The 23,639-nt window shown below is 73.8% G+C and carries 18 protein-coding genes; 6 read left to right on the forward strand and 12 right to left on the reverse strand.

The window, feature by feature from the left end; all coding sequences use genetic code 11:
* Positions 1-107: 107 nt before the first annotated feature.
* Positions 108-923 (reverse strand): hypothetical protein, encoded by an 816-nt coding sequence (locus tag ACF1ED_RS08245; protein WP_391757823.1) that lies wholly within the window; start codon positions 921-923, stop codon positions 108-110.
* A gap of 353 nt (positions 924-1,276) precedes the next feature.
* Between ACF1ED_RS08245 and ACF1ED_RS08250 the strand changes: the two genes are divergently transcribed.
* Together ACF1ED_RS08250 and ACF1ED_RS08255 are read left to right on the forward strand one after the other, a co-directional pair.
* Entirely contained in the window at positions 1,277-2,212 is a 936-nt protein-coding gene (locus tag ACF1ED_RS08250) for a class I SAM-dependent methyltransferase (protein WP_391757825.1), read from the forward strand.
* A complete protein-coding gene (locus tag ACF1ED_RS08255) occupies positions 2,209-2,721 on the forward strand; it encodes a hypothetical protein (RefSeq protein WP_391757827.1) in 513 nt (170 codons plus the stop codon). The genes ACF1ED_RS08250 and ACF1ED_RS08255 overlap by 4 nt, the downstream gene beginning before the upstream one ends.
* Before the next feature lie 91 nt (positions 2,722-2,812).
* Here the strand turns inward: ACF1ED_RS08255 and ACF1ED_RS08260 are convergent, their stop codons facing one another.
* Positions 2,813-3,619 carry an NAD(P)-dependent oxidoreductase gene (locus tag ACF1ED_RS08260; RefSeq protein ID WP_391757829.1) on the reverse strand — a complete coding sequence of 269 codons (807 nt, stop codon included), beginning with the start codon at positions 3,617-3,619 and terminating at the stop codon, positions 2,813-2,815.
* 58 nt (positions 3,620-3,677) lie between these two features.
* On the opposite strand from ACF1ED_RS08260, the gene ACF1ED_RS08265 reads away from it, so the two are divergent.
* Entirely contained in the window at positions 3,678-4,583 is a 906-nt protein-coding gene (locus ACF1ED_RS08265) for a LysR family transcriptional regulator (RefSeq protein WP_391757831.1), read from the forward strand.
* Positions 4,584-4,740: 157 nt separating this feature from the next.
* On the opposite strand, the gene ACF1ED_RS08270 is transcribed toward ACF1ED_RS08265, so the two are convergent.
* Positions 4,741-6,162 (reverse strand): hypothetical protein, encoded by a 1,422-nt coding sequence (locus ACF1ED_RS08270; RefSeq protein ID WP_391757833.1) that lies wholly within the window; start codon positions 6,160-6,162, stop codon positions 4,741-4,743.
* A 249-nt stretch (positions 6,163-6,411) separates the two neighbouring features.
* Here ACF1ED_RS08270 and ACF1ED_RS08275 point away from each other — a divergent pair, with 249 nt between their 5' ends.
* Positions 6,412-7,029 carry a DUF6058 family natural product biosynthesis protein gene (locus tag ACF1ED_RS08275; RefSeq protein ID WP_391757835.1) on the forward strand — a complete coding sequence of 206 codons (618 nt, stop codon included), beginning with the start codon at positions 6,412-6,414 and terminating at the stop codon, positions 7,027-7,029.
* A 106-nt stretch (positions 7,030-7,135) separates the two neighbouring features.
* Here ACF1ED_RS08275 and ACF1ED_RS08280 read toward each other — a convergent pair whose 3' ends face one another.
* The gene (locus ACF1ED_RS08280; protein WP_391757837.1) at positions 7,136-8,119 is read right to left on the reverse strand and encodes a tetratricopeptide repeat protein; all 984 of its coding nucleotides are present in this window, start codon (positions 8,117-8,119) and stop codon (positions 7,136-7,138) included.
* 667 nt (positions 8,120-8,786) lie between these two features.
* Positions 8,787-9,389: a TetR/AcrR family transcriptional regulator gene (locus tag ACF1ED_RS08285; protein WP_391757839.1), complete on the reverse strand. Its 603-nt coding sequence runs from the start codon at positions 9,387-9,389 to the stop codon at positions 8,787-8,789.
* A gap of 106 nt (positions 9,390-9,495) precedes the next feature.
* Here ACF1ED_RS08285 and ACF1ED_RS08290 point away from each other — a divergent pair, with 106 nt between their 5' ends.
* The gene (locus ACF1ED_RS08290; RefSeq protein ID WP_391757841.1) at positions 9,496-10,356 is read left to right on the forward strand and encodes a haloalkane dehalogenase; all 861 of its coding nucleotides are present in this window, start codon (positions 9,496-9,498) and stop codon (positions 10,354-10,356) included.
* Between the two features lie 232 nt (positions 10,357-10,588).
* Positions 10,589-12,886: an FG-GAP repeat domain-containing protein gene (locus ACF1ED_RS08295; protein WP_391757843.1), complete on the forward strand. Its 2,298-nt coding sequence runs from the start codon at positions 10,589-10,591 to the stop codon at positions 12,884-12,886.
* Between the two features lie 77 nt (positions 12,887-12,963).
* On the opposite strand, the gene ACF1ED_RS08300 is transcribed toward ACF1ED_RS08295, so the two are convergent.
* The 7 genes from ACF1ED_RS08300 to ACF1ED_RS08330 form a co-directional block, all read right to left on the reverse strand.
* The gene (locus ACF1ED_RS08300; protein ID WP_391757845.1) at positions 12,964-14,454 is read right to left on the reverse strand and encodes a long-chain fatty acid--CoA ligase; all 1,491 of its coding nucleotides are present in this window, start codon (positions 14,452-14,454) and stop codon (positions 12,964-12,966) included.
* Between the two features lie 102 nt (positions 14,455-14,556).
* The gene (locus ACF1ED_RS08305; RefSeq protein ID WP_391757847.1) at positions 14,557-16,266 is read right to left on the reverse strand and encodes an aldehyde dehydrogenase family protein; all 1,710 of its coding nucleotides are present in this window, start codon (positions 16,264-16,266) and stop codon (positions 14,557-14,559) included.
* A 25-nt stretch (positions 16,267-16,291) separates the two neighbouring features.
* Positions 16,292-17,815, reverse strand: coding sequence for an MFS transporter (locus ACF1ED_RS08310; protein WP_391757849.1), 1,524 nt, complete (start codon positions 17,813-17,815; stop codon positions 16,292-16,294).
* Positions 17,816-17,954: 139 nt separating this feature from the next.
* Complete coding sequence (locus tag ACF1ED_RS08315; protein ID WP_391757851.1) at positions 17,955-18,881, reverse strand: TauD/TfdA dioxygenase family protein; 927 nt, start codon at positions 18,879-18,881, stop codon at positions 17,955-17,957.
* 596 nt (positions 18,882-19,477) lie between these two features.
* Positions 19,478-20,086, reverse strand: coding sequence for a TetR/AcrR family transcriptional regulator (locus ACF1ED_RS08320; protein ID WP_391757853.1), 609 nt, complete (start codon positions 20,084-20,086; stop codon positions 19,478-19,480).
* A 1,041-nt stretch (positions 20,087-21,127) separates the two neighbouring features.
* Positions 21,128-22,087: a LysR family transcriptional regulator gene (locus ACF1ED_RS08325; RefSeq protein WP_391757855.1), complete on the reverse strand. Its 960-nt coding sequence runs from the start codon at positions 22,085-22,087 to the stop codon at positions 21,128-21,130.
* A gap of 169 nt (positions 22,088-22,256) precedes the next feature.
* The gene (locus ACF1ED_RS08330; protein WP_391757857.1) at positions 22,257-23,276 is read right to left on the reverse strand and encodes a DUF389 domain-containing protein; all 1,020 of its coding nucleotides are present in this window, start codon (positions 23,274-23,276) and stop codon (positions 22,257-22,259) included.
* Positions 23,277-23,639: the final 363 nt, after the last annotated feature.

Consider the following 23,639-nt stretch of genomic DNA (forward strand, 5'->3'; position numbering starts at 1 on the left):
GACGGCGCGGACAGGGGGAGGGGGGGGCGGACAGGGGGACGCGGACGGGCGGACGGGCGGACAAGAGGACGACGTGGAAGATCCCCGTTCCGGACTCCGCCCACGCGTCAGGTCGCGGTGGGGGTGTAGCGGGCTGCCGCGAGCCCGGCCATCGTCCGGAGTCTCCCGAAGTAGGAAGCGCAGTACTCCGAGTCGATCGGGGCCACGACCTTGTCGAGGTCGGCGATGCAAGCCCAGAGAACGGCAACGCCGTTGTCGTCGAGCCCACCGTTCAGCTCTTCCTGGACGAGGCCGGCGACGTCGGCGTCCAGGAGGATCAGTTCCACGCCCTCGACGGCAACGCCGCGGAAGCTGTCCGGGTAGAGGGCGCGCCGGTGTTCCTCCCACAGTCGGGCGAGTCGGTCCTCAGGCCGCGCCCCGCTCGCGCCGACGGCTGCCGCGTCCGTCGCGGAGGGTGGGCGAAGGAGCAGGGACACGGCGTCGAAGACGGCACGCACCGTGGCGACGGCCTTGACCGGGCCGAGAGCGGCACTCGTCACAGTGCCCTGCGCCAGCTTGTCGCGCAGCAGTCGGCCACGGTCCAGGTCGTCGGCGAGTCCGACCGGGACGAGCCCCGCGTCGACGGCCCGCTCGATGAGCACCTGGACCGGCTCATCGACGGCCAGACGCTCGGCGAGGGCGTGCTCCAAGGCGAACAGGGAATGCGTGACGGCAACGGTGGCGAACTCGTACCGGTAGTAGGAGTGCCGAATGAGTTCGCGGGACGTCTCCATCACGCTCATGAGGTACATCGACGCGCCGCCGGGCACGACCAGGCCGGCCACCAAGGCTTCCATGCCCGCGTAGTCGACAGCGACGTCACGGACGCGCGGGTCCGGTGCCGGCGCGGGGAGCGGGCCGGGCGACGGCGGAAGGATGTTCACCGGCGCAGTCTTGTCGGCCGAGGGCTCTGGCACCATCGGTTTTGCCCGGGACGGTCGGCGGCCGGTGCCATACGTCGCCACCGGCCCGCCCGGCTCAGCCCGGCCCGACTCAGTCCACCCGACCCGACCCGCCCGACTCAGCCCGCCCGACCCGGCCCGCCCGGCTCAGCCAGCCCGGCTCAGCCCAGCCCGGCTCAGCCCGGCTCAGCCCGCCCGGCTCAGCCCGGCCTCGAGAACGAGCCGTGGTGCTGGGCCTTCCTCCTCTGCCGAGAGAACCCGGGAGGTCGTGGACGTCCCGTGGGCGCGGCGCCCGGCCGCGGGGCTCGGCGGGGCGGGCCGTAGGGTTCTGCCTCGTGCACCAGCTTGAGATTTCCGACCTGATCACGGCGGTGGACCCGCGCAGCGGCCGTCGGATCCCGGTCCGGCGCGCCGAAGTGGTCCAGCGGCTCCTCGGGAGCGGAGACGAGCGCGGGTCCCGGATCGTCGCCGGGCTGCCCGCGGACCAGGACGGCGTACTCGACCCGCACGCCGTGGACCGCCTGCTCATCAGCGTGCACACCGAGCTCCAGCGCCTGAGCGAGGAGCTACGGATCGGCGAACGCCTGGTCCATCTGCTCCGCCCGCTCTTCGCCGCGATCCGGTCGGCCGGCGAGCGGCCCGGGCCGTACCGGCTGGTCGACGTCGGTTGCGGCTTGGGCTACACGGTCCGCTGGCTGGCGGCCACCAACGCCCTCGGAGCGGACGTCGAGCTGGTGGGGGTCGACCTCGACGCCGCGCTGGTCGGCGAAGCGGAGCGGCTGGCCCGGGCGGAGGGGCTCGGCTGCCGCTTCGTCCACGGAAACGCCTTCGACGTGCCGGAGGCGGCGACCGTCTACGTCTCCACCGGCGTGCTGCACCATTTCCGCGGGCCGGCCCTGGGCGAGTTCTTCCGGGCCCAGGCGGCCTCTCCGGCGCTCGCCTTCTGCCACTTCGACATCGTCGCGACCCGCCTGGCCCCCATCGGCGCCTGGGTGTTCCACCGCGCCCGGATGCGCCATCCCCTCGGCCGCCACGACGGCGTCGTCTCCGCGCGGCGCGCGCACAGCGACGAGACACTGCTGCGCGCCGCCGCCGCGCCCGGCATCCAGCCGCTGCTGTACGAGCCGCGCGGCTCGGTGAATCCGTTCTGCACCACGCTGCGGCCGGTCATCGGAGTGCGCCCGCACCTGGAGGCGCCGCTCCGTCTGGCGCTGGGGCGGGCCGCACGCCGGCTGGTCGGGCCGGAGCACCTGGCGGAGGCCGTCGGATGACGCCCGCGATACCGCTGGTGCTGCTCGGCCTGATCGACGCGTCGTTCAGCGGGTTCCGCGCCTACGCCGGCCGGGACGCCCGTATCCGCAAGCACCGGGCCACGGCGCGAGCGGCCCTGCGCGGGCTGGCCGTCGGGGCGGTCCTGCTGCTCGCCCCCGCGCTGACCGCCGTCCTCGTGCTCCTGACCGCCTCCGACCGGGCCGAGGCCTTCGGCACGCTGACCGCCGGAGGGCTCGGTTACCTGTTCCCGCTCGCCCTCTACACCGCCGTCGTGACGGTCTCGCTCGCGGCGTACCTGGCCCTGCCCTTCCGGGCCGCCACTCTTGCGGTGGTCATCGGCCTCGGCCCGCTGACCCTGCTGCGCCCGCTCGCCATCGCCGCAGCCTGCCTCGGCGCGCTCGTCAACGGGGGCGGAGCCCCGGCCCTCCTGGTCGGCGCGATCGCGGGCGCCGCCGTGCTGTGCGTCGAACCCGTGGTGCACCGACGCTGGTACCACCACGTGCGGTAGTCCCCTTGGGCACCGGGACGGCACGGCCCCGGCCCCCTCCCCTCTGGCGGCGCCTGCCCTGATGCGTCCGGCGCCGCTTTCCGGGAAGGACCTAGCGGGCGACCGAGGCCAGATCCTCCCCCGACAGGGAAGGGTCGGCCAGCAGGAAGCGGTGGACGGTCTCCAGGAGGGGCAGTTCGGCGGTCCCGGTGGCCAGGGCCACGTCCTTGGCGGCGAGGGCCACGGGGAAGTGGGAGCCGGTGGCGGTGACCCGGCCGACGGCGCCGCCGAGCGGCCCCGCCCCGAGGGTACGCAGGGCGAGGTCGCGGGGCAGACCGAGCGCGTCGGCGAGGGCGAGGCTCTCGGCGACCAGGGCGACCCCGCCGATGGCCGCGTTGATGAGGACGAGCTTGAGCGCCGCGCCGTCGCCGGGTCCGCCGCAGGCGGTGACCGTACCGAGCCGGGCGAGGACGTCCGCCACCGGCGCGGTGTCGCCGCCGGCCAGGATCAGCAGTTCGCCGGCGGCGGCACGGTCGACGCTGCCCATGACGGGCGCGTCGATCAGCGTGACCCCCTCGGGGAGGCGGGCGGCGAGCTCGCGGGTGGCGTCCGGGCCGATGGTGGAGGTGTCGATCCAGTGGGTGCCCGGGCGCAGGGCGGGGACCAGGAGGTCGGCGACGGCGCGGGCGGCGGCCGGGTCGGCCAGCATGGTGATCACGACGTCGGCGTCCCGGACGGCGTCGGCGGGGGTCTCGGCGAGGACGGCCCCGGCGTCGAGGAGCGGCGCGGCCTTGGCGGCGGTGCGGTTCCAGACGGTGAGCGGGTACCCGGCGTCGAGGAGGCGGCGGGCCATGGGCAGCCCCATGGATCCGAGTCCGAGAAAGGCGGTCTTCCGCGAGGCGGCGGCGGTGGTGTCCATGCGCCCGACGCTAGAACGCCCCCCTCCATGCGACAAGCGAATGTCTAGCATGGCATCCATGCTCCTGACGCATGCCTCGTACGAGGCCTTCCTCGCCGTCGCCCGCACCGGTTCCTTCACGTCCGCCGCCCGGTCCCTCGGCTACACGCAGTCCGCCGTCTCCCGCCAGGTGCGGTCCCTGGAGGAGGAGTGGGGGGCGGAGCTGTTCGAGCGGCTGCCGCGCGGGGTGCGGCTCACCGAGGCGGGCCGCGTGCTGTTGCCGCACGCGGAGGCGGTACGGGACCGACTGGCCGCCGCCCGGGCCGAGTTGGCGGCGCTGCGCACCCTGAACGGCGGGCTGCTGCGGCTCGGCGCCTTCTCCAGTGCGAGCGCCGCCCTCGTACCGCGCGCCCAGGCGGCGTTCCGGAAGCGGCATCCGGGGGTGGTGGTGACCAGGGTGGAGGGCCCGTCGGTGAAGCACCTGGGGCTGGTGGCGGCGGGAGAGGAGGACCTGGCGGTGGTCACCCCGGCACAGGGCACTCCCCCGCCGCCGGGGGTGACGCTCCACCACCTCCTGGAAGAGCCGGTGCTGGTGGCCCTGGAACACCGGCATCCGTACGCGGGCCGACGGGACGTGCGGCTGGCGGAACTGGCCGACGAGGAGTGGATCGTGGGCGACGAACGGCTGGAGGACACCTTGTTCCGTCCGGCCCTGGAGGCGGGCCTCCGCCCCCGCACCGGCCTCCTGGCCCAGGACTGGATCGCCAAACTGGGCGCGGTGGCGGCGGGCCTGGGCGTCACCCTGGTTCCCGCGCTGGCGGCGGCGTCGGTCCGCCCCGACGTCACCCTGGTCACGATCCACCCCGAGGACGTCCCGTACCGCCGGATCTGCGCGGCCGCCCCGAGCACGCCGACGGCGGCGGCGAAGGCCTTCCTGACCCTGCTCCGGGAGACGGCGGAGGAACTGAGCAAGGAACTCCCCTGAAAGGCCGCCCTACGCCGTACCCGGGAGCGCCGGTGAGGAGCGGGCGCCGGCGGTGGCGGCCCGTCGGTCGTGCGCCGAGGGGACAGCCCGCGTGTCCGGAGTGCCGAAGAGCCCCGGACGCCGCCCGGCGCGCCGGGTCCGGGGCTCGGGGGCAGGGTCAGGGGGCGGAAGCAGGGGCGGAAGCAGAGGCGGGATCAAGGGGCAGGTGGTCGTCGGCTGTTCCTCGGCTCCTCGTCACTCGTCGCCCGGGACCAGAGCTGTGCGGTCGGGAGGGGAGGGGTCGTGGGGCGGGTGGGGCGGAGGACCGCCAGGGCTTCGTCGACGCGATCGAGGTCGATGAGGTGCGTGGCCAGGCCGTGGCCGCTCCCGCCGCCCTGTTCCTGGAGGACGGCGGCGCTTCCGCGGTGCGTCCGGCATCGGCGAGGAGGCGTGCGATGTGCTCCGCCGCGTACCAAGTGCCGCCTTCGGGGTGGGCTCGCGCCCGTTCGACCGCCTCGTCCACCCCGCCGCGGGCGGCGATCAGTGACAGCCGCGTCCAGAAGACCTCCCGCTCGGCCTCGGGCCCGGTGGCGAGGGCGTCGAGGTGGGCCAGGCCGTCAGCGGGGCGGCCCAGGTCGAGGCACAGCTCGGACAGGGCGTGCAGGATCCAGTCGTCCCCCCGGTGGGCATCGGCCTGGGCCCGCATCATGTCGATCGCCTCGTCGCCCCGGCCGTGCCCGGCCAGCAGGCGTGCGCACGCGTGGGCCAGGTTCGGATCCCGGCCCGAGCGCCCGACGGCCTCCACGAGAACCGTCATCGCGCCCTCCGGGTCCCCGCGCTCCTCCAGCAGCTCCGCCAGCCGCTGCACGGCCTCCTCGTGCCCGTCGCTCGCGGCGTAGGCGCGCAGTTCCTCGATCCGGCCGTGTCGGGCCAGCAGATCGGCGAGGTGGTCCCGGCTGTCGATCGAGGTGATCTGCCGGCGCCCGAGCAGGGCGACCGCCTCGTCGACGCGGCCCTGGCGCTCGCGGACCGTGGCCGGCAGACCGAGCGCCGTATCGGAGTCGAGGCCACGGCAGCACCACGGGCCGTCGCAGTGGTGACCGGCCCGGACCCGGGCGGTGAGCAGCTCGGCGGCCTCCTCGTCGCGGCCGGCGACACCGGCGACGTCGACCAGAGCGGTGGCGAGCGCCCAGTCGTCGGCGTGCGGGGCCAACAGCGCGAAGGCCTCCTCGGCGCGGCCGTGCCGGGCGAGAAGGCGGGTGTAGGACTCCAGCGCCGCCGGGTGCCCGGCCTCCATGCGGATCCGGACGGTCTCGATCGCCTCGTCGGCCCGGCCCCATTCCTCCAGCAGCTCGGCCGCGGCTTCGACGGCCGTCCACCAGCCGGTCGCCACGTAGGGGGCGAGCAGTTCCCACGCGTCCGCCTGGCGGCCCTGCCCACCCAGCGACCGCGCACACGCCACCGCGCAGAACCACTCCCCGCGCCCGGCTTCCGATTCCACCACGGCGACGTGGCCCCGTTCGAGCAGCCGGGAGACCAGCTCCGGCGGGATGCAGCCGGACAGCGTCCGGGCCCGGTGGTCGAGATCAGCGGCGTCCACGGCCACGCACGATAGCGCCCGCCCCTGGAATTCGCCGCCTGCCCGTTCGGGCGCCTCGGGCGCCTCGGGCGCCTCGGGCGGAGAACGACGGGGACGGGGAATCCGCAGGCCCGACGCGTCCTCGCACTTCGGATTCGGCATTCGGCATTCGGCATTCGGCATTCGGCGCCGGTTCCCCCGATGGTTCGGCGAGTGCCGAACCGTCCGGCCCGTAGCGTGCGGTTTCCCGCGCGGGAGGTGCCCGCGCTCATGAGGCGGGAGGTCCCTGTGCCGGAGACGGACTTGAAACAGCAGCTTGCCGAACGGTTCCACCAGGTCAACGGCGTCCATCCGATGACCGATGCGGACGACGTGTACGTCAGCGCGCAGTTCGTCGTCCTGGAAGAACTGTGCGCCGGCCACGGTCGCGATGTCGACGAGGTCCGCCGTCTGATGCTGGGAGGGCGTCTGCCGCTCCCGGGATACCTGCGCTCCGACGGTGCCGAGATGGTGCCGGCCGACCTGTTCGCGCTCGCGGACGGGGCCGGCGGCGCGGAAGTGCTCGAAGCGTGGTTCACCGCTCACTGGGCCGACCCGGCCATCGGGAAGGCGGAGTGGAACGCGTATCTCAGCGGCCAGTACGTGTGTCTGCACTCGGTGACGCCGGCCACCATCCAGCGCAAGGAACACCTGACGGCCGCGATCGGTGCCGCGGCGAACGAGCCGGATGCCGGTTCCGCTCCGTGGCGTACGCGGCTGCACGCCCTGGTCGACGAACTCGACGCACTGGAACCGGACTTCACGGCCTACGACCGTCTTCGGTTCGGCGGCCCCACGTCCAGGGACACCTGCGTCGACGCCATGCGCGCCCGCTTCCCGCGCCCCTGACCCGGATCGCGGGGGGGGGGGAGGGCGGGCAGGCGGGGGCGGGGGAAGGCGGGGGCGACGGCGGAACGTCCGCCGGCCGGCGTTGTCCGGCAGGAGGCGCGCCCCCTCAGTTGTCTCGGATCCGACGGGCCTTGGCGACGAGTCTTCGAGACAGCTTCGGCCCTGCGCAGGCGTAGTCGATCAGCAGGTTCCGGTAAGCGGTGTTCGTGAGCTCTGGTGCCAGGGCGATCAGGGTTTTCAGGTCGCCGGACGAGCCGGCGAGGCGTGTGCGGTAGGCGGCGCTCGCCGCGCGCAGGGTGACTTCCCGGGGTTCGTGCTCCAGGCCCTGTGCGACGAGGCTCGCGGCTGCGGCGAAGTCGCCCTGCGCGGCACGCACGTCCGCCAGGTCCAGGTGGAGGGACCAGTTGTCGGGTTCTATGCGCAGGGCGTCCTCGAAGGCTCCGGCGGCCTGGTCCAGGTCACCCTTCACACGCCAGGTGGCCGCTCGTGCGACCGCGGTCCACATGACCCGGTCGACGGCATCGGCCCGGTCGCACAGGGCGAGGGCCAGTTCGTACCGGCCGCAGGCCCGGGGCAGTCGGGACATCGCGGCCAGCGATTCCGGAACGGGATCCCGTTCGGAGACCACGTCGATGGCACGGAACCAGGGCGCGAACCGCGCCCGCGTCTCGTCGCCGTCCAGGGCGTGGCCGTGGTCCAGCGTCCGCAGACACGCCTCGGCCATCGCCCCGGCGCTCACCGCGCCGAGAAAGCGCGCATCGCCGAACCAGGGCGCGTCGCCCCAGGCCACGTCGGGCCGCACGCCCGAGACCGAGCCGAGGGACATCACCGCGTCGTCCATGTCCCCGTCGAGGAACAGGAAGTACGCCTGCGTCGCCACGGCGCTCAAGGAACCGTCCTCGTCGAGGATCTCCTCCAGCTCCGGGCGCCGGTCCGCCCACAGCTCGGCAAGGGTCGCGTACGGCTCCGGTGCCGCCGGCGCCGAGGCCATCGCCCCCACCAGGAGCTCCACCGCGCCCGCCAGGCTTCCGCCGCAGTGCGCCATCACACCGGCGAGGCCGACTCCCGCCACCATTGATTCGTTCGACATCGCCAGAGGCTACCCGCGGCCGGCCCGCGGGGAGCACCATCGCTCGGAGAACAGCACCGCCGGCGGCGCCGCGTCCGTCCGCCGTTCGGGATCTCGGAGTCGTCCGCCGCCCGCGCCGGGCAGTGGACTCCCCTACTCGCCGGCGCGGGCCACGAGCAGCGGCTGGAAGAAATCCGTCCTCCTGCGGCGTCCGCCACTCAGGGACGACGGATCCGGCCTCGGTCGCGAGGGCCGGCCAGCCGGTTCCGGCCGAGTGCCCGGTACGTGGTCCGACGGGCCTGGACGCGCCGTTCTCCGCCTGCCGGGAGGAGGAGTTGGAAGTGCTCCAGGTCGTCGTGCTCGCCATCGGCATGCCGATGGCGATCCCGGTGCCAGTGCTAGTGCCAGAGCTGAGAGGTGACGGTTCGCTCTCCGCCGTCAGTGTCGTCAGCGCCGTCAACGTCGTCGACGGACCTACGGAAGCTGTGCTCCGCATCGCCGGTGTACGCGCGCCGGGCCGCCGCATGACGGCCCCGGTCTCCCCCAGGCGGCGGACCGGCCCGCCGGGGTGAACACGATGGCGAGCGGTCCCCACGGGCGCGGCCGGTGCCCACGAAAGCTCGGCGCGGAAGGCTGCCGCGGGAGGCCGGGCGCCGTACGGAGGGGTCCGCGTGCGGCGGTCGGCGGTCTACGCCGAGGCCGCACCGCGCAGGTACGTGGCCAGGACGGTCCGCGGTGAGGCGGTCTCGTCGATGGCGGTCCGGTAGAACACCAGAGATTCCGTGAGGGCGATCAGTTCCTCGACGTGCCCGTCCGAGGCGGGGAGTCCCGCTCCGGCGAGGGCCGACGCCGTCACCTGCCGGGTGAGGGCGTGCACTTCGGAGTCCGCCGTCAGCTTCGCTCGTACCTGGGGCGCGTCGTCGAGTTCGAGAATGAGGGCGTAACGGGCCCTCATGTCGTCGCGGCGGGACGCGAGGGTCTCGACGAGTCCCGCGATCAGCGCGGCGAGCTCGTCGACTTCGATCCGGCCTTCGCGCTCGAACCTCGCGTTCAGAGCCACGGCGAGTTCTCCGGCGTCGGCCTTCGAACGGGCGGCGAGCGCGTCGACGATGAGCTCCACCAGCGCGAGCCGCGTCTTCGCGTGATAGGAGGTCGACCCCTGGGGGATCCCCGCTTCGCGGTCGACGGCTCGATGGGTCAGGGCACGGACACCGTCGCGGGCGATGATGCGAATGCCGCTCTCGGCGATCGCCTCCCGTCGTTCACTGCCACTCGCCACGTTCGTAGACACCACTCGATGCTACAGGTGTAGAGTCCTCACCCAGAAGGCTCTACACCTGTAGTGGCACGGGGAAGCCAGGCCCGACCGGCTGTGGCGCAGACCGAAGGAGAGCGCGATGACCGGCTTCGTTCCCGACCCGGCCCTGTACCCCTTCGATTCGCGATGGTTCGACTCGTCCGCCGGGCGGGTCCACTACATCGACGAGGGGAGCGGGCCGGCGATCGTGTTCTGCCACGGCTCCCCCACCTGGAGCTTCCTCTACCGGCACATCGTGAGGGGGCTTCGTGACCGGTACCGCTGCATCGCCGTCGACTACCTGGGGTTCGGCCTCTCGGAGCGGCCGGCCGGCTTCGGCTACACGATCGCGGAGCACACGGCGGTGGTGGGTGAGCTGATCGACCATCTGCGGCTCGACGACTTCGTGCTGATGGGCCAGGACTGGGGCGGCCCCATCGGACTCGGCGCGGCGACCACGCGCGCGGACCGCGTCAAGGGCGTCGTCCTGGGCAACACCGCGTTCTGGCCGATCGAGCAGCCGGCGAACCTGGCGTTCAGCGTGATCATGAGCAGCCGCCCCATGCGGCGGCGCATCCTCGAACAGAACCTCCTCGTGGAGAAGTTCCTGCTCGGCCGGACGGGCCCTCACCTGACCAGGGCCGAGGCCGACCACTACCGCATGGCGCAGCCCACCAAGGAGTCCCGACGCGGACTCGCGGTCATGCCCGGCGAGATCCGTGCCGCTCGCCCACTGCTCGAAGACCTCGCCCGGGACGTGCCCGCCCGTCTGGGCTCCAAGCCGGCCCTCGCGATATGGGGCATGCGGGACATGGTGTTCCGCCCGAAGGCGTGCCTCCCCCGGATCCGCTCCGCGTTCACCGCACTCGAGGTCGTCGAACTCCGCCGGGCGAAGCACTTCATCCAGGAGGACGCACCGGACCGGATCGTGACCGCGATCACCGAACACTTCCCACGATGACGGATGGCGGGTGACGGACGGCGGGAAGCCGGCGGCCCGTACCCGTCGGGGCCCGGTCCCTCGGCAAGTCGCTTCCGGGGCGCGGGCGGACGGTGTACGGCGTTCCTCCCGGCCGGTTCCGTCACCGGGCTCGTCGAGGCCGGCTGCCCGTACAACCTCCGCTCCCGGTCGATCGTCATACGGGTCGGTCCGCGCGTAGGGGCGGGCCGACCCGTCTTCGTCTGGAGAGCCCGTGCTTCCTGTACGCGTAGCTCGGCGTCGTACCGCCGCTGCCGTCGCCACCGTCCTCGCCGTCACCCTCGGCGCCGGAGCGCTGACCGTCCCCGCCGCCGTGGCGGACTCCGCGCCCGGCACCGCCGCGGCGGGCGCGGAGGCGCGGGAGGCCGTCCCGCGGATGCCCGTGAACCACGTCATCGAGGCGGGTGGCGGCGCCGGGTTCTTCAGCACCTACTTCGGCGACCCGGGAGGGGTCGTCTGGACGAGCTACGAGGGCGGCACGACAGGCCTTCCCGCCGGGAGCTACCTGATGGCGGCCGGAGGCGACCTGTACGTCGACGAACTCTCCAAGAACGTGGTCGACATGGCGAGCGGGGCCCGCTACCGCCTTCCCGAGAACAACGACCGGGCGGTGGGCATCGCCGGACCGTACGCCTTCACCGCCCTCACCCTCGACTCCACCTCCACCTCCACCTCTACCTCTACCTCCGCCTCCGACACCGGCACCGTCACCGGTTCCGTTCCCGGCACCACTCTCTGGGCCCACACCGCCCAGGGCGCGCGCCTGATCACCGGACTGCCGGCCGGCGCCGGGGAGTTCGAGGTCCGGCCCGGCACCGCCGAGCACGGCGTCGTCGCCTTCACCGGCGCCGACGGCGCTCGGTACCACGGTCTCGTGGACCTCGAAGCGGGGAAGGTCACCGAGACCTACAGGACCCCGGCCGACGACCGGTTCACCGTCTCGGACACCCGGGTCGCCTGGGTGGAGGACGACGTCTCCGGCATCGACCGGGCGGTCGTCGTCACCCGGGGCGCGCCGGCCGAGCGGAAGCTCGTCGAACTCGGGCCGGCGGGTTCCCGGCCCGTGATCGGCCTGGTCGGCGACTGGCTCCTCGACGGCGTGGCCCCCCGGTTCGCGAAGAAGACCACGCCCTACCCCGGTCTGCGCGCCCGGAGCCTCACCGACGCCACCGCCGCGCCGGTCGAACTGCTCGACCGCTTCACGGAGCTGGTGCCGGACGGCAGCGGCGGCATGCTGGCCGGCGGCGGCCGGCTCGGGACAGGCGACGGCGCCTACCGCGTCGCCGCGGACGCGGACGGCAAGCCCTCCGCCGCCTTCGTCGCGGCCAACGGCTCGCCCACGGAGACGGCGGAGTCGAAGCCGGCCTCGGTGCCCACGGGCACGGTGAACCTGGATGACGTTCGGTTCGTCCCGTTCCACTGGTACCTGAACCACTGGGACTCGAAGGTCACGGTGCGGCTGCGGCACGTCCGCACCGGCAGGACCTACGACTGGGTGATGGACGGCTACGACGAGGCCGGCGGCTGGGACAGCGACTACCGCCAGGGCTTCCCCTTCGGCCCGTCGTGGTCGGGAACGCTCGGCGACGGGAACAGGTACGGCGGGCCCGACACCCGCATGGCCTACAACGGCGCGTACACCTGGGAGATGACCGCCGAGCCGTGGACCGGCGTCGGACCGGCCCTGAAGAGGTCCGGTTCCTTCACCGTCACCCGGTCGGCGAAGCCGCACGACTTCGACGACGACGGCGCGCCCGACCTGCTGGCCCGGGACGCCTCCGGTGTCCTCTGGTCGGACACCGGCTTCCGCGACAGCCGGTACCGCAGCGAGGTCGACGTGCCGAAGACCCGGATCGGCGGCGGCTGGCAGATCTACGACCGCGTCGAGGCCACCGGCCACATCGCGGGCTCCGCCCACGCGGACGTCGTCGCCCGCGACAAGGCCGGTGTCCTCTGGCTCTACCAGGGCAACGGGCTCGGCGGCTTCGCCCGACGCGTCCAGGTCGGCGGCGGCTGGCAGACGTACGACAGGCTCACCGGCGGCTCCGACTTCACCGGCGACGGCCGCCCGGACCTCCTCGCCGCAGACAAGACGGGCGTCCTGTGGCTCTACAAGGCCACCGGCAGCGCTGCCAAGCCCTTCGAGCCCCGGAAGAGGATCGGCTCCGGCTGGGGCGTCTACAACCAGCTCACCGCCACCGGCGACATCGCCGGCGCCGCCCCCGGCGACCTGGTCGCCCGCGACAAGGACGGCGTGCTGTGGATGTACCTCGGCAAGGGCGACGGCACCTTCACCCGGCGCAGCCTCATCGGCGGCGGGTTCGGGCGCTACGGCGAACTCGTCGGCGCGGGCGACTACGACAGCGACGGCAAGAACGACCTCCTCGCCTACGAGAGCGCCACCGGGAGGACGTACTACTTCTCCGGCACGGGCGGGCGTGACGTGCCGTTCCTCCTGGCCCGCGTCAGCACGACCCTCTACGGGGCGGGCTCGTACAACCTGTTCGGCTGAGCGCGGCCCCGCCCCCGGTGGCGGGCGACCCGCGGGCACGGCCCGCCCGGTACCCCGGGCGGGCCGTGCCCCGCGTGTCAGCGGCCGTCGGCCGGACTCGGCGGCTCGATCTCCCGCTTGAGGATCTTCCCGGTGGCTCCCTTGGGGAGTTCGTCGAGGAGCCAGACCACACGGGGGTACTTGTACGCGGCGACCTGGGCGCGCACGTACTCGCGGAGTTCACCGGGGGTGGTGGTGGCGCCTTCGTGGAGGGCGACGGCCGCGCCGACCTCCTCGCCGAGTTCGGTGTGGGGCAGGCCGACGACGGCCGCCTCGGCCACGTCGGGGTGCTCGTAGAGGACCTCTTCGATCTCGCGCGGGTAGACGTTGTAGCCGCCGCGGATGATCAGGTCCTTCTTGCGGTCGACGACGGAGAGGTAGCCGTCCTCGTCGACGCGGCCGAGGTCGCCGGTGTGCAGCCAGCCGTCCACGAGGGCCTCGGCGGTGGCGTCCGGGCGGTTCCAGTAGCCCTTCATGACGTTGTGGCCGCGTACGCAGATCTCGCCGATGCCGTCCTCCACGGCGTCCAGGCGGACCTCGACGCCGTGGAGCGGGGTGCCGACGGTGCCGGCCTTGCGGGGGAGGCCGGGGTGGTTGAAGGTGACGACCGGCGAGGTCTCCGACAGTCCGTAGCCTTCGAGGACGGGGCTGTCGAAGGCCTTCTCGAAGCCGTGCAGGACCTCCACCGGCAGGGACGAGCCGCCGGAGGCGCACAGGCGCAGGGCGGAGACGTCGTGGGTGCCGGGGGCGCGGTGGCGGGCGGCGAGGAGCGCGGCGAACATGGTGGGCACGCCCAGGAAGACGGTGACCCCGCTGGTTTCGAGGGCGCCGAGGGCCGCCTGGGGTTCGAAGCGGGGCAGCAGGGTGAGGCGGGCGCCGGCCGAGACGGCCGTGTTCATCCCGCAGGTCTGGCCGAAGGTGTGGAACAGCGGCAGGCAGCCGAGGACGACGTCCTGCGGCCGCAGGTCGAAGAGGTCGCGGGCGCACAGTTCGGTGTTGCGGGCGATGTTGTCGTGGGACAGCTCGGCGCCCTTGGGCTTGCCGGTGGTGCCGGAGGTGTAGAGGATCACGGCGGTGTCCCGGCCGCCGCCCACCGGGGCCGTGACAGGGTCGGGGTGGTCGGCGAGGAGGCCGGCGAGGGCGCCGGGTGCCACGGGGACGACCGCGGTGTCGCAGCCCTCGGCGCCCTTGGCGGCCTCGCCGGCGACCGCGTCGAAGACGAAGAGCAGCTTGGCGCCGGAGTCCTGGAGGTAGTGGGCGATCTCCCGGGCCTTCAGGAGCGGGTTCATCGGGACGACGACCGCGCCGGCCCGCAGCGCGCCGTAGTACAGGGCGGGGAACTCGGTCAGGTTGGGCAGCATCACGCCGACCCGGTCGCCGGGTCGCACGCCGCGGGCGCCGAGCAGGGCGGCGACGCGGCCGACGGTCGCGTCGAGCTCGGCGTAGGAGATCCGGGTGGTGCCCAGCTCGACGGCGGTGCGGTCGCCGTGCTCGGCCGCGCTGCGGCTGACGAGGTCGGCAAGGTTCATCGGGGGTCCTCTCGGGACGGTGAGGGGAGCGGGAGGTCGTGGGAGGCGGTGGGCGGGATGGTGGGAGGCGGTGGGCGGGGTGGTGGAGGGTGCGGCGCGGGGTCAGCCCCGCAGCGCGGACGCGAAGATCCCGGGCAGCTTGGCGAGGGAGGGCGCCGCGGTGAAGGCGGTGACGCGGCGGATCGTGGGGAGGGCGGTCCTGTGGGTGACGTAGAACGGCGGGCGCGGGGAGATCGAGGGCGATCCGGTGAACAGGCCGCGCGGCGCGGGGGCGAAGGGGGCCCGCAGCACGGTCTTCTCCACGTCCTCCAGCATGAAGGCGTTGTGTACGAAACCGATGCCGGAGCCGATGGCGCGCCGGGTGTGCCCGGGGTGGGCGCCCCAGGGGGTGTAGCCGAGCAGGAAGCCGATCGCGGACCAGCAGTTGACGCCGAGGGTGCCGTAGCGGAGGGCTTCGACGGCCTCGGTCACCTGCCGGGGGTGGCTCTTCTCGGTCCGGGGGTGGACGAGGAGGGTGGCGCCGAGGGTTCCGGGGAGGACGTCGTTGGCGAAGGCGACGGCCTCCTTGAGGAAGGCGCCCGGGTCGGCGCCCGGCAGCCGGACGACGGCGAGGGCGCTGCCGAAGACCTCGTCGGTGAGCAGCGGGTCGTTCCGGTCGGTGACGTCGGGGACGAGGAGGCGGCAGCCGTCGGAGCCGAGCACTTCGGCCTCCGGGTGCGCGGCGCGGACGGCGGCGAGGCGGTCCTGGGCGCCGGGGTAGTAGTCGGTGCGGGGCGGGAGGGCCCGCATCACGGCGCGTATCTCGGTGAGGAGCTTCTCCGTGCCGTCCCACTCGGCCGGCACGACGAGGACCTGGCTGGCGATGCAGTTGTGGCCGGAGTTGTTCATCTTGCTGGTGACGATGTGCTCGGCCTGGTGGCGGAAGTCGGCCGGGGTCCAGGGGCCGGGAGTGACGATGCAGGGGCTGACGCCGCCGAGTTCGCTGGTGAACTCCTTGTCGAGGAGGGGCGCGTCGTCGCGGCGGCGTTCCTCGGCCCGGTCGTCGGTTCCCCACACCAGCGCGTCGTGGGTGCGTTCGCTTCCGGTGACGTGCAGGGTGTCGATCCCGTCGTGGGCGGCGAGGTAGGCGCCCTCGGCGGCCCCTCCGGCGACGAAGCGGACCCAGCCGCGGTCGATGAACTCGGCGAACACGGCGGCGAAGTGGGGGCGCAGGTAGTCGTTGACCGGGTTCATCTTGGCGACGACGACCTGGTTCTCCGCGTACAGCTTGTGGAGGATGTCCAGGGCGGTGATCGCGGCGACGTTGCCCGCGCCGAGGACGAGGGAGACCCGGGGCCGGGGCGCCCGGCCCCGGTAGGGGGCGGCCGCGCGGTCGCGCACCTGGCGCGGGGTGGTGCCCGGCCGGATGCGCACCTCGGCGGTGAAGCCGTTGAGCAGGAGGCGGTCCCAGCCGGTGGCGGGGAAGACGTCGACGACGGTGCGGCCTCGGCGCTCGCGGACGGCGCGGGCGGGCAGGGGCTCCCGCCCGGCGGCGAGCCGGCGCAGCACGTGCAGCAGCGCGCCGACGTTCTGGGTCATGGCCCAGGGCGCGCCGATCCAGTCCTCGGCGGCGACGGGGGAATCGGGGCCGTAGCCCTTCGCGCGGGCGCCGGCCGCGGCCATCTCGGCGGCCCTGGCGGTGATGCGCGGCAGCATCCGCTCCAGCAGGGCGATGCGTTCGGCGAGCGGGGTGGCGGCCCAGCCGTCCTGGCCGGCGCGCAGGTCGGCGACGGCACGGTCGAGGGCGTCGGTGTCGACGAGGGGGGTGGTCACGAGGGCTCCAAGGGGGCGGTGCGGTTCACTTGCGAAGGCCGGGGCCGGGGCGGGCGGGGTCGAGACGGGCGGCGTCGCGGGCGGGGTCGACGAGGGTGAGCGAGGCGAGGGCGCCGAGGGTGAGCAGGGCACCGGAGAGGAGGACGGCGCTTTGGTAGCCGGCGTCGCCCTGGGTGTCGACGAACCTGCCGACGACGACCGGTGCGATCAGGCCGGCGGTGGTGACCACCGCGTTCATCGTGCCGAGGGCGCCGCCGCGACGGCGGGGCGGGGCGAGTTCGGCGACGGTGGTCGCCGCGATGGTGGCGTAGGAGCCCCCCGTGCCGAGGCCGAGGGCGAGCAGTGCCGTCTTCGCGGTGGTGGTGTCGGCGAGCGGGACGCAGAACAGGCTGACGGCGCCGATCAGGAGCATGGCGCCGCCGATCCGGCCGCGGGCCGTGCGGCTGCTGACGCCCCGTCGCATCAGCCGGCCGGTGAGCACCGCCTGGCCGAGCAGGACCACCGCCCCGACGGCCCACGGCGACACCACGAGCGTGCCGGCCGTGTCGGCCGAGTAGCCGAGCCCGTTGCGCAGGTAGGACGGGAGCCAGGCGACCATCAGGCCGACGATCCAGTAGCTGCTGAAGTAGGCGAGGGTGACGCCGGCCCAGGTCCGGGTGGCGAGGACGCGGCGGTACCCGGGAACGGCCCCGGCCGCCGTCACGGCCGGGGCCGGGGCCGGGACCGTGGCCGGGACCGGGACTGTGCCGGCGGGCTCCGGTGACGTACGCCTCGGGGGATCCGCGCCGGGGGCGGTGCCGGGGGTGCTGGAACCGCCGGGGACGTCGTCGCTCCGGAAGGGGCCGTCGCCTCCGAGCAGCAGCCACAGCACCGCCCAGATCGCGCCGACCGCGCCGACGACCCAGAGGGCGGCGCGCCAGCCGTGCTCCTGGATGACCCAGGTCAGGCCGGGTGCGGCGGTGATGACACCGAGGGTGACGCCGAGGGTGACCAGGGCGCCGGGGAGGTTGCGGCGGTGGTCGGGGAACCAGGAGAGGGCTGCCTGTTGGGCGACGGGGAAGGCGGGTCCTTCCGCCGCGCCGAGGACCAGTCGGGAGCCGATCAGGACGGCGAGGCCGCCGCCGATCGCCGGCGGGATCTGCGCCAGCGACCACAGCACGGCCATGGCCAGGAGGAGCCGGCGGGTGGGGACGCGGTCGGCGAGCAGGAGGCCGACCAGGGCGCCTGAGACGGAGAACAGCAGGAAGAAGGCGCTGTTGGCCAGGCCGAACTCGGTCGCGGTCAGGCCGAGGTCCGCCCGGATCTCGTCGGCCGCGAGACCGAGTACGGACTTGTCCGCGAAGTTGACCATCATGAAGACCACGAGCAGACCGGTGACGGTCCAGGCGCGGCGGTTCGGGTGCTTCGTGGCCGGGTGCGTCGTGGCCGGGTGCGTCGTAGCCGGATGCTTGGTGGCCGGGTGCGTCGTAGCCGGGTGCGTCGTGGTCGGGTGCGTCGTGGTCGGGGCGGCACCGCTCAGCGGTGGGGGGTCGGTCTCTGCAGCGGTCACGGGGTCCTCCGGGGGTGCCGGGCTGCGGGTGCGCGGGAGGGCTTCCGGCGGCGGGTGCCGCCGCCGGAAGCCCTGGTGGGGCGGGGGGTTGGGGCGAGGGGCTGGGGCGGAAGGGTGGAGCGAGGGGCGGCAGCGCGGGTCAGGACAGGGGGACGCCCGCGATGGCGATGCGCTCCATGACGCGGCGCTGCGGGAAGTAGTCGTTGACCGCGTAGTGCTGGGTGGCGATGTTGTCCCAGACGACGAGGGAGCCGGGCTCCCAGCGGAAGCGGATCTGGAACTCGGGGATGCGCGCCTGGAGGACGAGGATGTCGAGGAGGTCGCGGTTCTCGGCTTCGGACAGGCCCTTGATGAAGCGGGTGAAGGGCTCGTTGACGTAGAGGGTCTTGCGGCCGCTGCGGGGGTGGCGGACCACGACGGGGTGCTCGACCCGCGGCCAGTCGGCGCGGAAGGCGGCCTTCTGCTCGTCGTTCATCAGCGCGCCCCAGCTGGCCTCCCAGTCGTGGACGGCGGTGAGGTCCTCGATGCGCGCCTTCAGCTCCTCGGGCAGGTTGTCGTAGGCGGCGGCCATGTCGGCCCACATGGTGTCGCCGCCGGCGGCGGGCACCTCGACGGCGCGCAGGACCGCGCCGAGGGACGGGTTGGCCATGAAGGAGTGGTCGCTGTGCCAGATGTTCTTGTTGCCCGCGGCCTTGCCGTCCTTGGCCAGGCGGGAGATGCCGGCGTCACCGGTCTTCGGGAAGAAGGGGTTGGGCTCGGTGGGGCCCCAGACGGCGGAGAGGGCCTGGTGGTGGTCGGCGGTGAAGCCGTGCTGGTCCCGGAAGAAGATCACCTTCCATTCGAGGAGTGCCTGGCGCAGCTCCTCGGCGAGGTCGTCGGTGATCGGGCGGGTCAGGTCGATGCCGGTCAGGACGGCGCCGAAGTGCGGGGTCATCGGCTTGACGCCGAAGAGGGTGTAGGCGGTGGGGGCGGTCCCGGGCGCGGTGCGGTTCAGCTCGCGCCGCCCGTAGTGCATCAGGGGCTTGTCGAGGACGGGCCTGGGGGCGGAGACGGCGTCGGTGATCATGCGGTTCCTCTTCGGGGGAGGCGGGGTGGTGGGCCGGCGCGGCGCGACCCACGGCGGGCGGCGGCCGGGGGCAGCCGGGTAGCGGTGCGCGTGAACGGCGGCTCACCAAATTCGTTACCCGGAGTATCGATATTCGAGCGCGGCTCGGCAAGGGGGTACGGCCGAAAATGTGCGGGGCGTCCGCGGGGAGGACTCTCCCGCGAGGATCACCGAGTCCCTTGACGGCACGTGGTGCCACCTCATGGCACGCAGCGCCTTACGGGAGGAAGCGGGACCACTCCCCCGAAAACCCTTCGGCGCGCCCGACGTCCGGGGCGCGGCTGCCGAGCTTCGTCCTACCTGCCGCCCCGCGGACCCCCCGCTCCCCCGCGAGCCGCCCTCGGCCGCATGCGCCGCCGCCAGACCGGCCAAGGGGCCGGCCGGGATGCCTTGAAGCCGTCAGGACGACTGGGGGGCTTGACGGCTTCAGGGAGGCCGGGCGGCTTGACGGCTTCAGGGAGACTGGGTGGCTTGACGGCTTCAGGGAGGCCGGGCGGCTTGACGGCTTCAGGACGGCCGGGAGGCCCCGAAGGCCCCACCGCCCCCGGCGACGACCGTCAGTCCTCCGCTCCGACGGCCCGGGCGACCATGTCGACCACCGCGTCCACCAGCCCCGCGTCCGGCGCGTCCTGCTCCGCCAGCATGCGGAACAGCAGCGAGCCGGCGACGAGCGTCGCCGCCGCCGCCACGTCCGTGTCGGGCCGTACGTCGCCGCGGGCGATTCCGCGCTCCAGGATGCGCCGGGTCTCGCCGGTGACCCGGCCGGTGTAGGCGCCGTACGCGCTCCGCTCCGCGCCCGCCTCTGCCGCGGAACCGATCACGCCCGCGAGGAGCCGGTCGACGCCGGGCGCACGGTACTGCCGCAGCCGGGCGGTGAGCAGCTCCCGCAGCTCGTCCCGGAAGTTCCCCAGGTCCGGCACGGTCAGGGCGCCGACCCGGGCCTCGGCGGCCGCGATGACCAGGTCCTGCTTGGTGGGCCACCGCCGGTAGATGGCGGGCTTGCTGACCCGCGCCCTGGCGGCGACGGCCGCCATGGTCAGCTCCCCCATGCCGCGCTCCGCGACCAGCTCGACGACGGCGTCCAGCACGGCACCGGTCATCCGCTCGTCCCGCGGCCGGCCCGGCCCCTTGCCCTCGGTGTCCGCGCCGGACTGCCTGTTGGTCATGGCCCGACCCTACGAGGCGGACGGCCGGGCCCATAACCCGGCGCAGGGCGCCGGGAAACACAGGGCTCCGTCGGAATGTCCCGGAATATCCTCGCCGGTTTCCCGGCTGCCGCGCCCGAGCCCGCCCGGAGGTCTCGGCGCGGGGCCGTCGTCGCCTTGCGGGCTGTGGCCAGGCAGTTCGGCCGGTGGCCGAAGTCCCCGCTTCCGCGCTCAGAGCCGGTGCGCGGCCGTGATGTCCCGCTCCGGGTCCAGCGCGTCCGGGGCGTGCCGCGCAGGTCGCGGAGCCCGGCGTCGGAGATCTGGAACACCCCGCGTTACGGCTGCCATCGGTGTCGGGCAGGACGTGGAGGAGATCCAGGAACGACCGGCAGTCGGCGACGCGCACGGCGAGGTCCGGGCCGAACTGTCCGTCGACGGCCGTCTCCGCGCCGTGGCCGACGAGGAGTTCCCGGACCTCGGCCACACACTCCTCCCGCTGCCCCGTCGTGACGGGCTCGCCGCACTCGGGACCGAGCGGTTTCCGGCCGGACCCGGGACGTTCCGCACCGGAGGCCGCGGTGGGTCTCGGCACGGCTCGCGCAGGTCGCGGGCGTCGACCGCTCCCGTACGTTCCAGGTGATCAGGGCGGTGACCAGCGCGCCCACAGCCGGCGCGGTCACGGCCAGGGCCGCCACAGCCAGGACCGCCGAGATCCAGGGGCCCCGGCGCCGCGGCTCCAAGGCCGGGGCGGAGGCGGCCGCTCGGGGTCCCCTGCCGGCGGGACGGCCATGACGGTCGTGACGGCTTCGGTGGACGCGCCGCCAGACTGCTCCCGGCACGAGGACTGCGCCGCCGCGCCCGTGACCTTGGGCCCTTCCGGCCCTTCCGGCCCCTCCGGCTCTGAGGCACGCCGTAGCACCGAAGCACCGGAGCACCGGAACGGCTGGGCCTCTTCAAGACCGCCGTGCAGCGGGGACACAGCGCTGCCGAGGTCAGGCGGCCTGTCTCTCCGGGCCCGGCAGGCCGTCGCCGTGCCTCTGCTCGCGGCTTTCCCGGGTGCGTTCAGTCCAGGTCCGGGTGGAGCTCCGGGCGGGACTCCCACCAGGAGCGGTAGAAGGTGTTGCGGGGGACGCTGTCGAGGTACGCGAGTCCTGCCGCGCGGTACAGCAGCCGGGCCCGGTCGTCGGGGAGCGCGGATCGGTTCCAGGCGAGGCGGATGCGGCCGGTGAGCGGGTCGCCGGCCAGCGGGCGCAGTACCGTGCCCTCCGCGTGCGGTGAGGTCGGCTGGCTCAGGGAGACGGCCCGTCCGGAGGCGATCAGGTCGTAGCGCAGCTTGCGGTCGGCGATCCGGTAGCGCAGCTTCGGTGTGAAGCCGGCTTTGCGACAGGCGTCGATCATGGCTTCCGGGCCGCCGTCGTCGTCCTCGACGATCGTCAGCCAGGTTTCCTCCGCCAGGTCGGCGAGGTGGATCCGGTCCCGTCCCGCAAGCGGGTGGGCGGCCGACAGGCGTACGCACGCCGGTTCCTTGGGTATCAGGGTGCGTACCGCCATGCCGTCGGGGAGCGGCACCTCGTGGTCGGCGACCTCCCCGTACATGATCGCGTCGTACTGTCCGGCGCCGAGCATGCGGGTGAGGGTGGTCACCGACTGCTCGATGCCGGCCTCGATCTCGTGGCCGGGCAGTTCCTGCTCCAGGCGTCCGAAGAGCTGGTCGGTCAGGACGAGCAGGATGGAGCCGAGCCGCAGGGTCGGATGCGGTGCGGCGGCCCGGGCGCCTGCCGCGAGGGCATCCATCTCGCGCAGGACCCTGCGCGCCTTGGAGAGCACGAATTCGCCCAGTGGCGTCGGCTCCACACCGCGCTGGTCGCGGACGAACAGCTCTCCGCCCGCGGCGCGTTCGATTCGCCGGAGCTGGGCGGACAGGCCCGGCTGGGACACCCCGAGCAGTGCCGCCGCACGGCTCAGACTGCCTGCTTCCGCTATCCGGCAGACAGCTTCGAGATGTCTCAATTCCAGCTGCACGTCGGCAGCATATGCGGGGAGGGGGCTGACGGAGGGGGTCGGTCACTGCCCGGACGCCTCCTCGGACATCCGAGCTGACCGTCCCGACCGGGCCGACCGACCCGAGCGACCGACCGAGCGTCCCGAACGTCCCGAGCGGCCTGTCGGGTCCGGCGGCGCTCGTCGGTTCTCAGCCGGTGGGGGTCTTCTCGATGGTGCAGGTGGTGGAGGAGGCGGGGCACCAGTGCGTGCGGCCTCCGACGAGGCGGAGCTGCAGGTCGGCGTCGCTCATGCCGGCCCGGTCGAGTGCCGCGCGCAGGGCGGTGGGGGCGGGCTGGGGCGGGAGGCCGAGAACGCCGATGAGGACGACGCCGTTGCGGGCGTCGACCGAGGCGATCTGCCAGGCACCGGCGGAGGCCCAGCGGTCCGCGACGGGACGGGCGTCGGCCGCCAGGGCGCGGTCGCGGGCCACCGAGAGCGTGCCGGTGGTCAGCGGGACGGCCACGAGGAGGACCACGGCCGCCACCGCGACGAGGGTCCGGCCGTGGAACGCGCCCACCGTGAGCCCCGCGGCCCGTGCGGCGTCGCGGACGCGGTACGCGAGGAAGACGAGGGTGCCGGTGGCCACGATGGCGGCGACGTTCGTGGCGAACAGGAGCGCCGACTCCCCCGCGTCGTGGAAACGCCGCACCGTGAGCAGCAGCCCGGTGACGGCCAGCGGCGGGACGAGCGAAATGGCGATCGCGACCCCCGGCAGGGTGTCGGAGATGTCGGTGCGGATCAGGGCGAACGCGCCGACGGTTCCGGTGGCCAGAGCGGCGAGCAGGTCGATCAGGCGCGGGCTGATCCGCGAGGACACCTGGCTGTTGCTCGCGAAGGCGTCGGGCGGAGCGGCGACCCAGCCCAGCAGCATGCCGATCAGCACGACCGCCACCGCACCGCCCAGCACGAGCAGCGCGCTGCGCGTGACGTGCGCCCGGTCGGCCAGGACGAGCGCCAGCGCGGTTCCGAGGATGGGCGTCATCAACGGGGCCACGATCATCGCTCCGATGACCGTGGCGGTGGAGTCACCGACCACACCCGCGCTCGCGATGACGGCCGCCAGGATCAGCAGCACCCAGAACCGGGAGGCGCTGCGGCTGCGCCAGGCCCGCTCGATGAACAGGGCTTCGGCCATCCGCCGTGCGGCCGCCACGTCGACGCTTCCCAAGAGTGCCTGCCTTCCCGACCGGAGTGAGGGCATCACCCTGCCCCACCGGATCGGGACGATCTGTGACGACACGCCCTTCTTCCCGGAGTGGCGGTGCACGGCGGAGGCGACGGCCGGAGGCGATTGCCGGAGTTGATGGCCGGAGTCGATGGCCGGACCGGTGCGATGTCTGGATCCTGTCAGCCTCCGGCCAGGTCTGACGCCGCGATGGTGCCGGCGGGGCTCGTGTCGGGAGGCTCCGCGCGGGACGTCTCGCAGGCCGTTTCCACCGTGAGCCCGACAGCGGCGGGAACCACGCGGGCCGTGCCTGGTCCCGCGTGCGCGGGGAGCGGTGGGGAGCGGTCGCGGCGGCTTGGCGGCAGG

The sequence above is a fragment of the Streptomyces sp. NPDC014656 genome, assembly GCF_043084305.1.
Lineage (GTDB): Bacteria > Actinomycetota > Actinomycetes > Streptomycetales > Streptomycetaceae > Streptomyces.

Bases quoted from the DNA above. Each gene is read 5' to 3' on its own strand.
- ACF1ED_RS08255 (WP_391757827.1), top strand. From the start codon at position 2,209: ATGACGCCCGCGATACCGCTGGTGCTGCTCGGCCTGATCGACGCGTCG.
- ACF1ED_RS08260 (WP_391757829.1), bottom strand. From the start codon at position 3,619: ATGGACACCACCGCCGCCGCCTCGCGGAAGACCGCCTTTCTCGGACTC.
- ACF1ED_RS08265 (WP_391757831.1), top strand. From the start codon at position 3,678: ATGCTCCTGACGCATGCCTCGTACGAGGCCTTCCTCGCCGTCGCCCGC.
- ACF1ED_RS08275 (WP_391757835.1), top strand. From the start codon at position 6,412: ATGAGGCGGGAGGTCCCTGTGCCGGAGACGGACTTGAAACAGCAGCTT.
- ACF1ED_RS08280 (WP_391757837.1), bottom strand. From the start codon at position 8,119: ATGTCGAACGAATCAATGGTGGCGGGAGTCGGCCTCGCCGGTGTGATG.
- ACF1ED_RS08290 (WP_391757841.1), top strand. From the start codon at position 9,496: ATGACCGGCTTCGTTCCCGACCCGGCCCTGTACCCCTTCGATTCGCGA.
- ACF1ED_RS08300 (WP_391757845.1), bottom strand. From the start codon at position 14,454: ATGAACCTTGCCGACCTCGTCAGCCGCAGCGCGGCCGAGCACGGCGAC.
- ACF1ED_RS08315 (WP_391757851.1), bottom strand. From the start codon at position 18,881: ATGATCACCGACGCCGTCTCCGCCCCCAGGCCCGTCCTCGACAAGCCC.
- ACF1ED_RS08320 (WP_391757853.1), bottom strand. From the start codon at position 20,086: ATGACCAACAGGCAGTCCGGCGCGGACACCGAGGGCAAGGGGCCGGGC.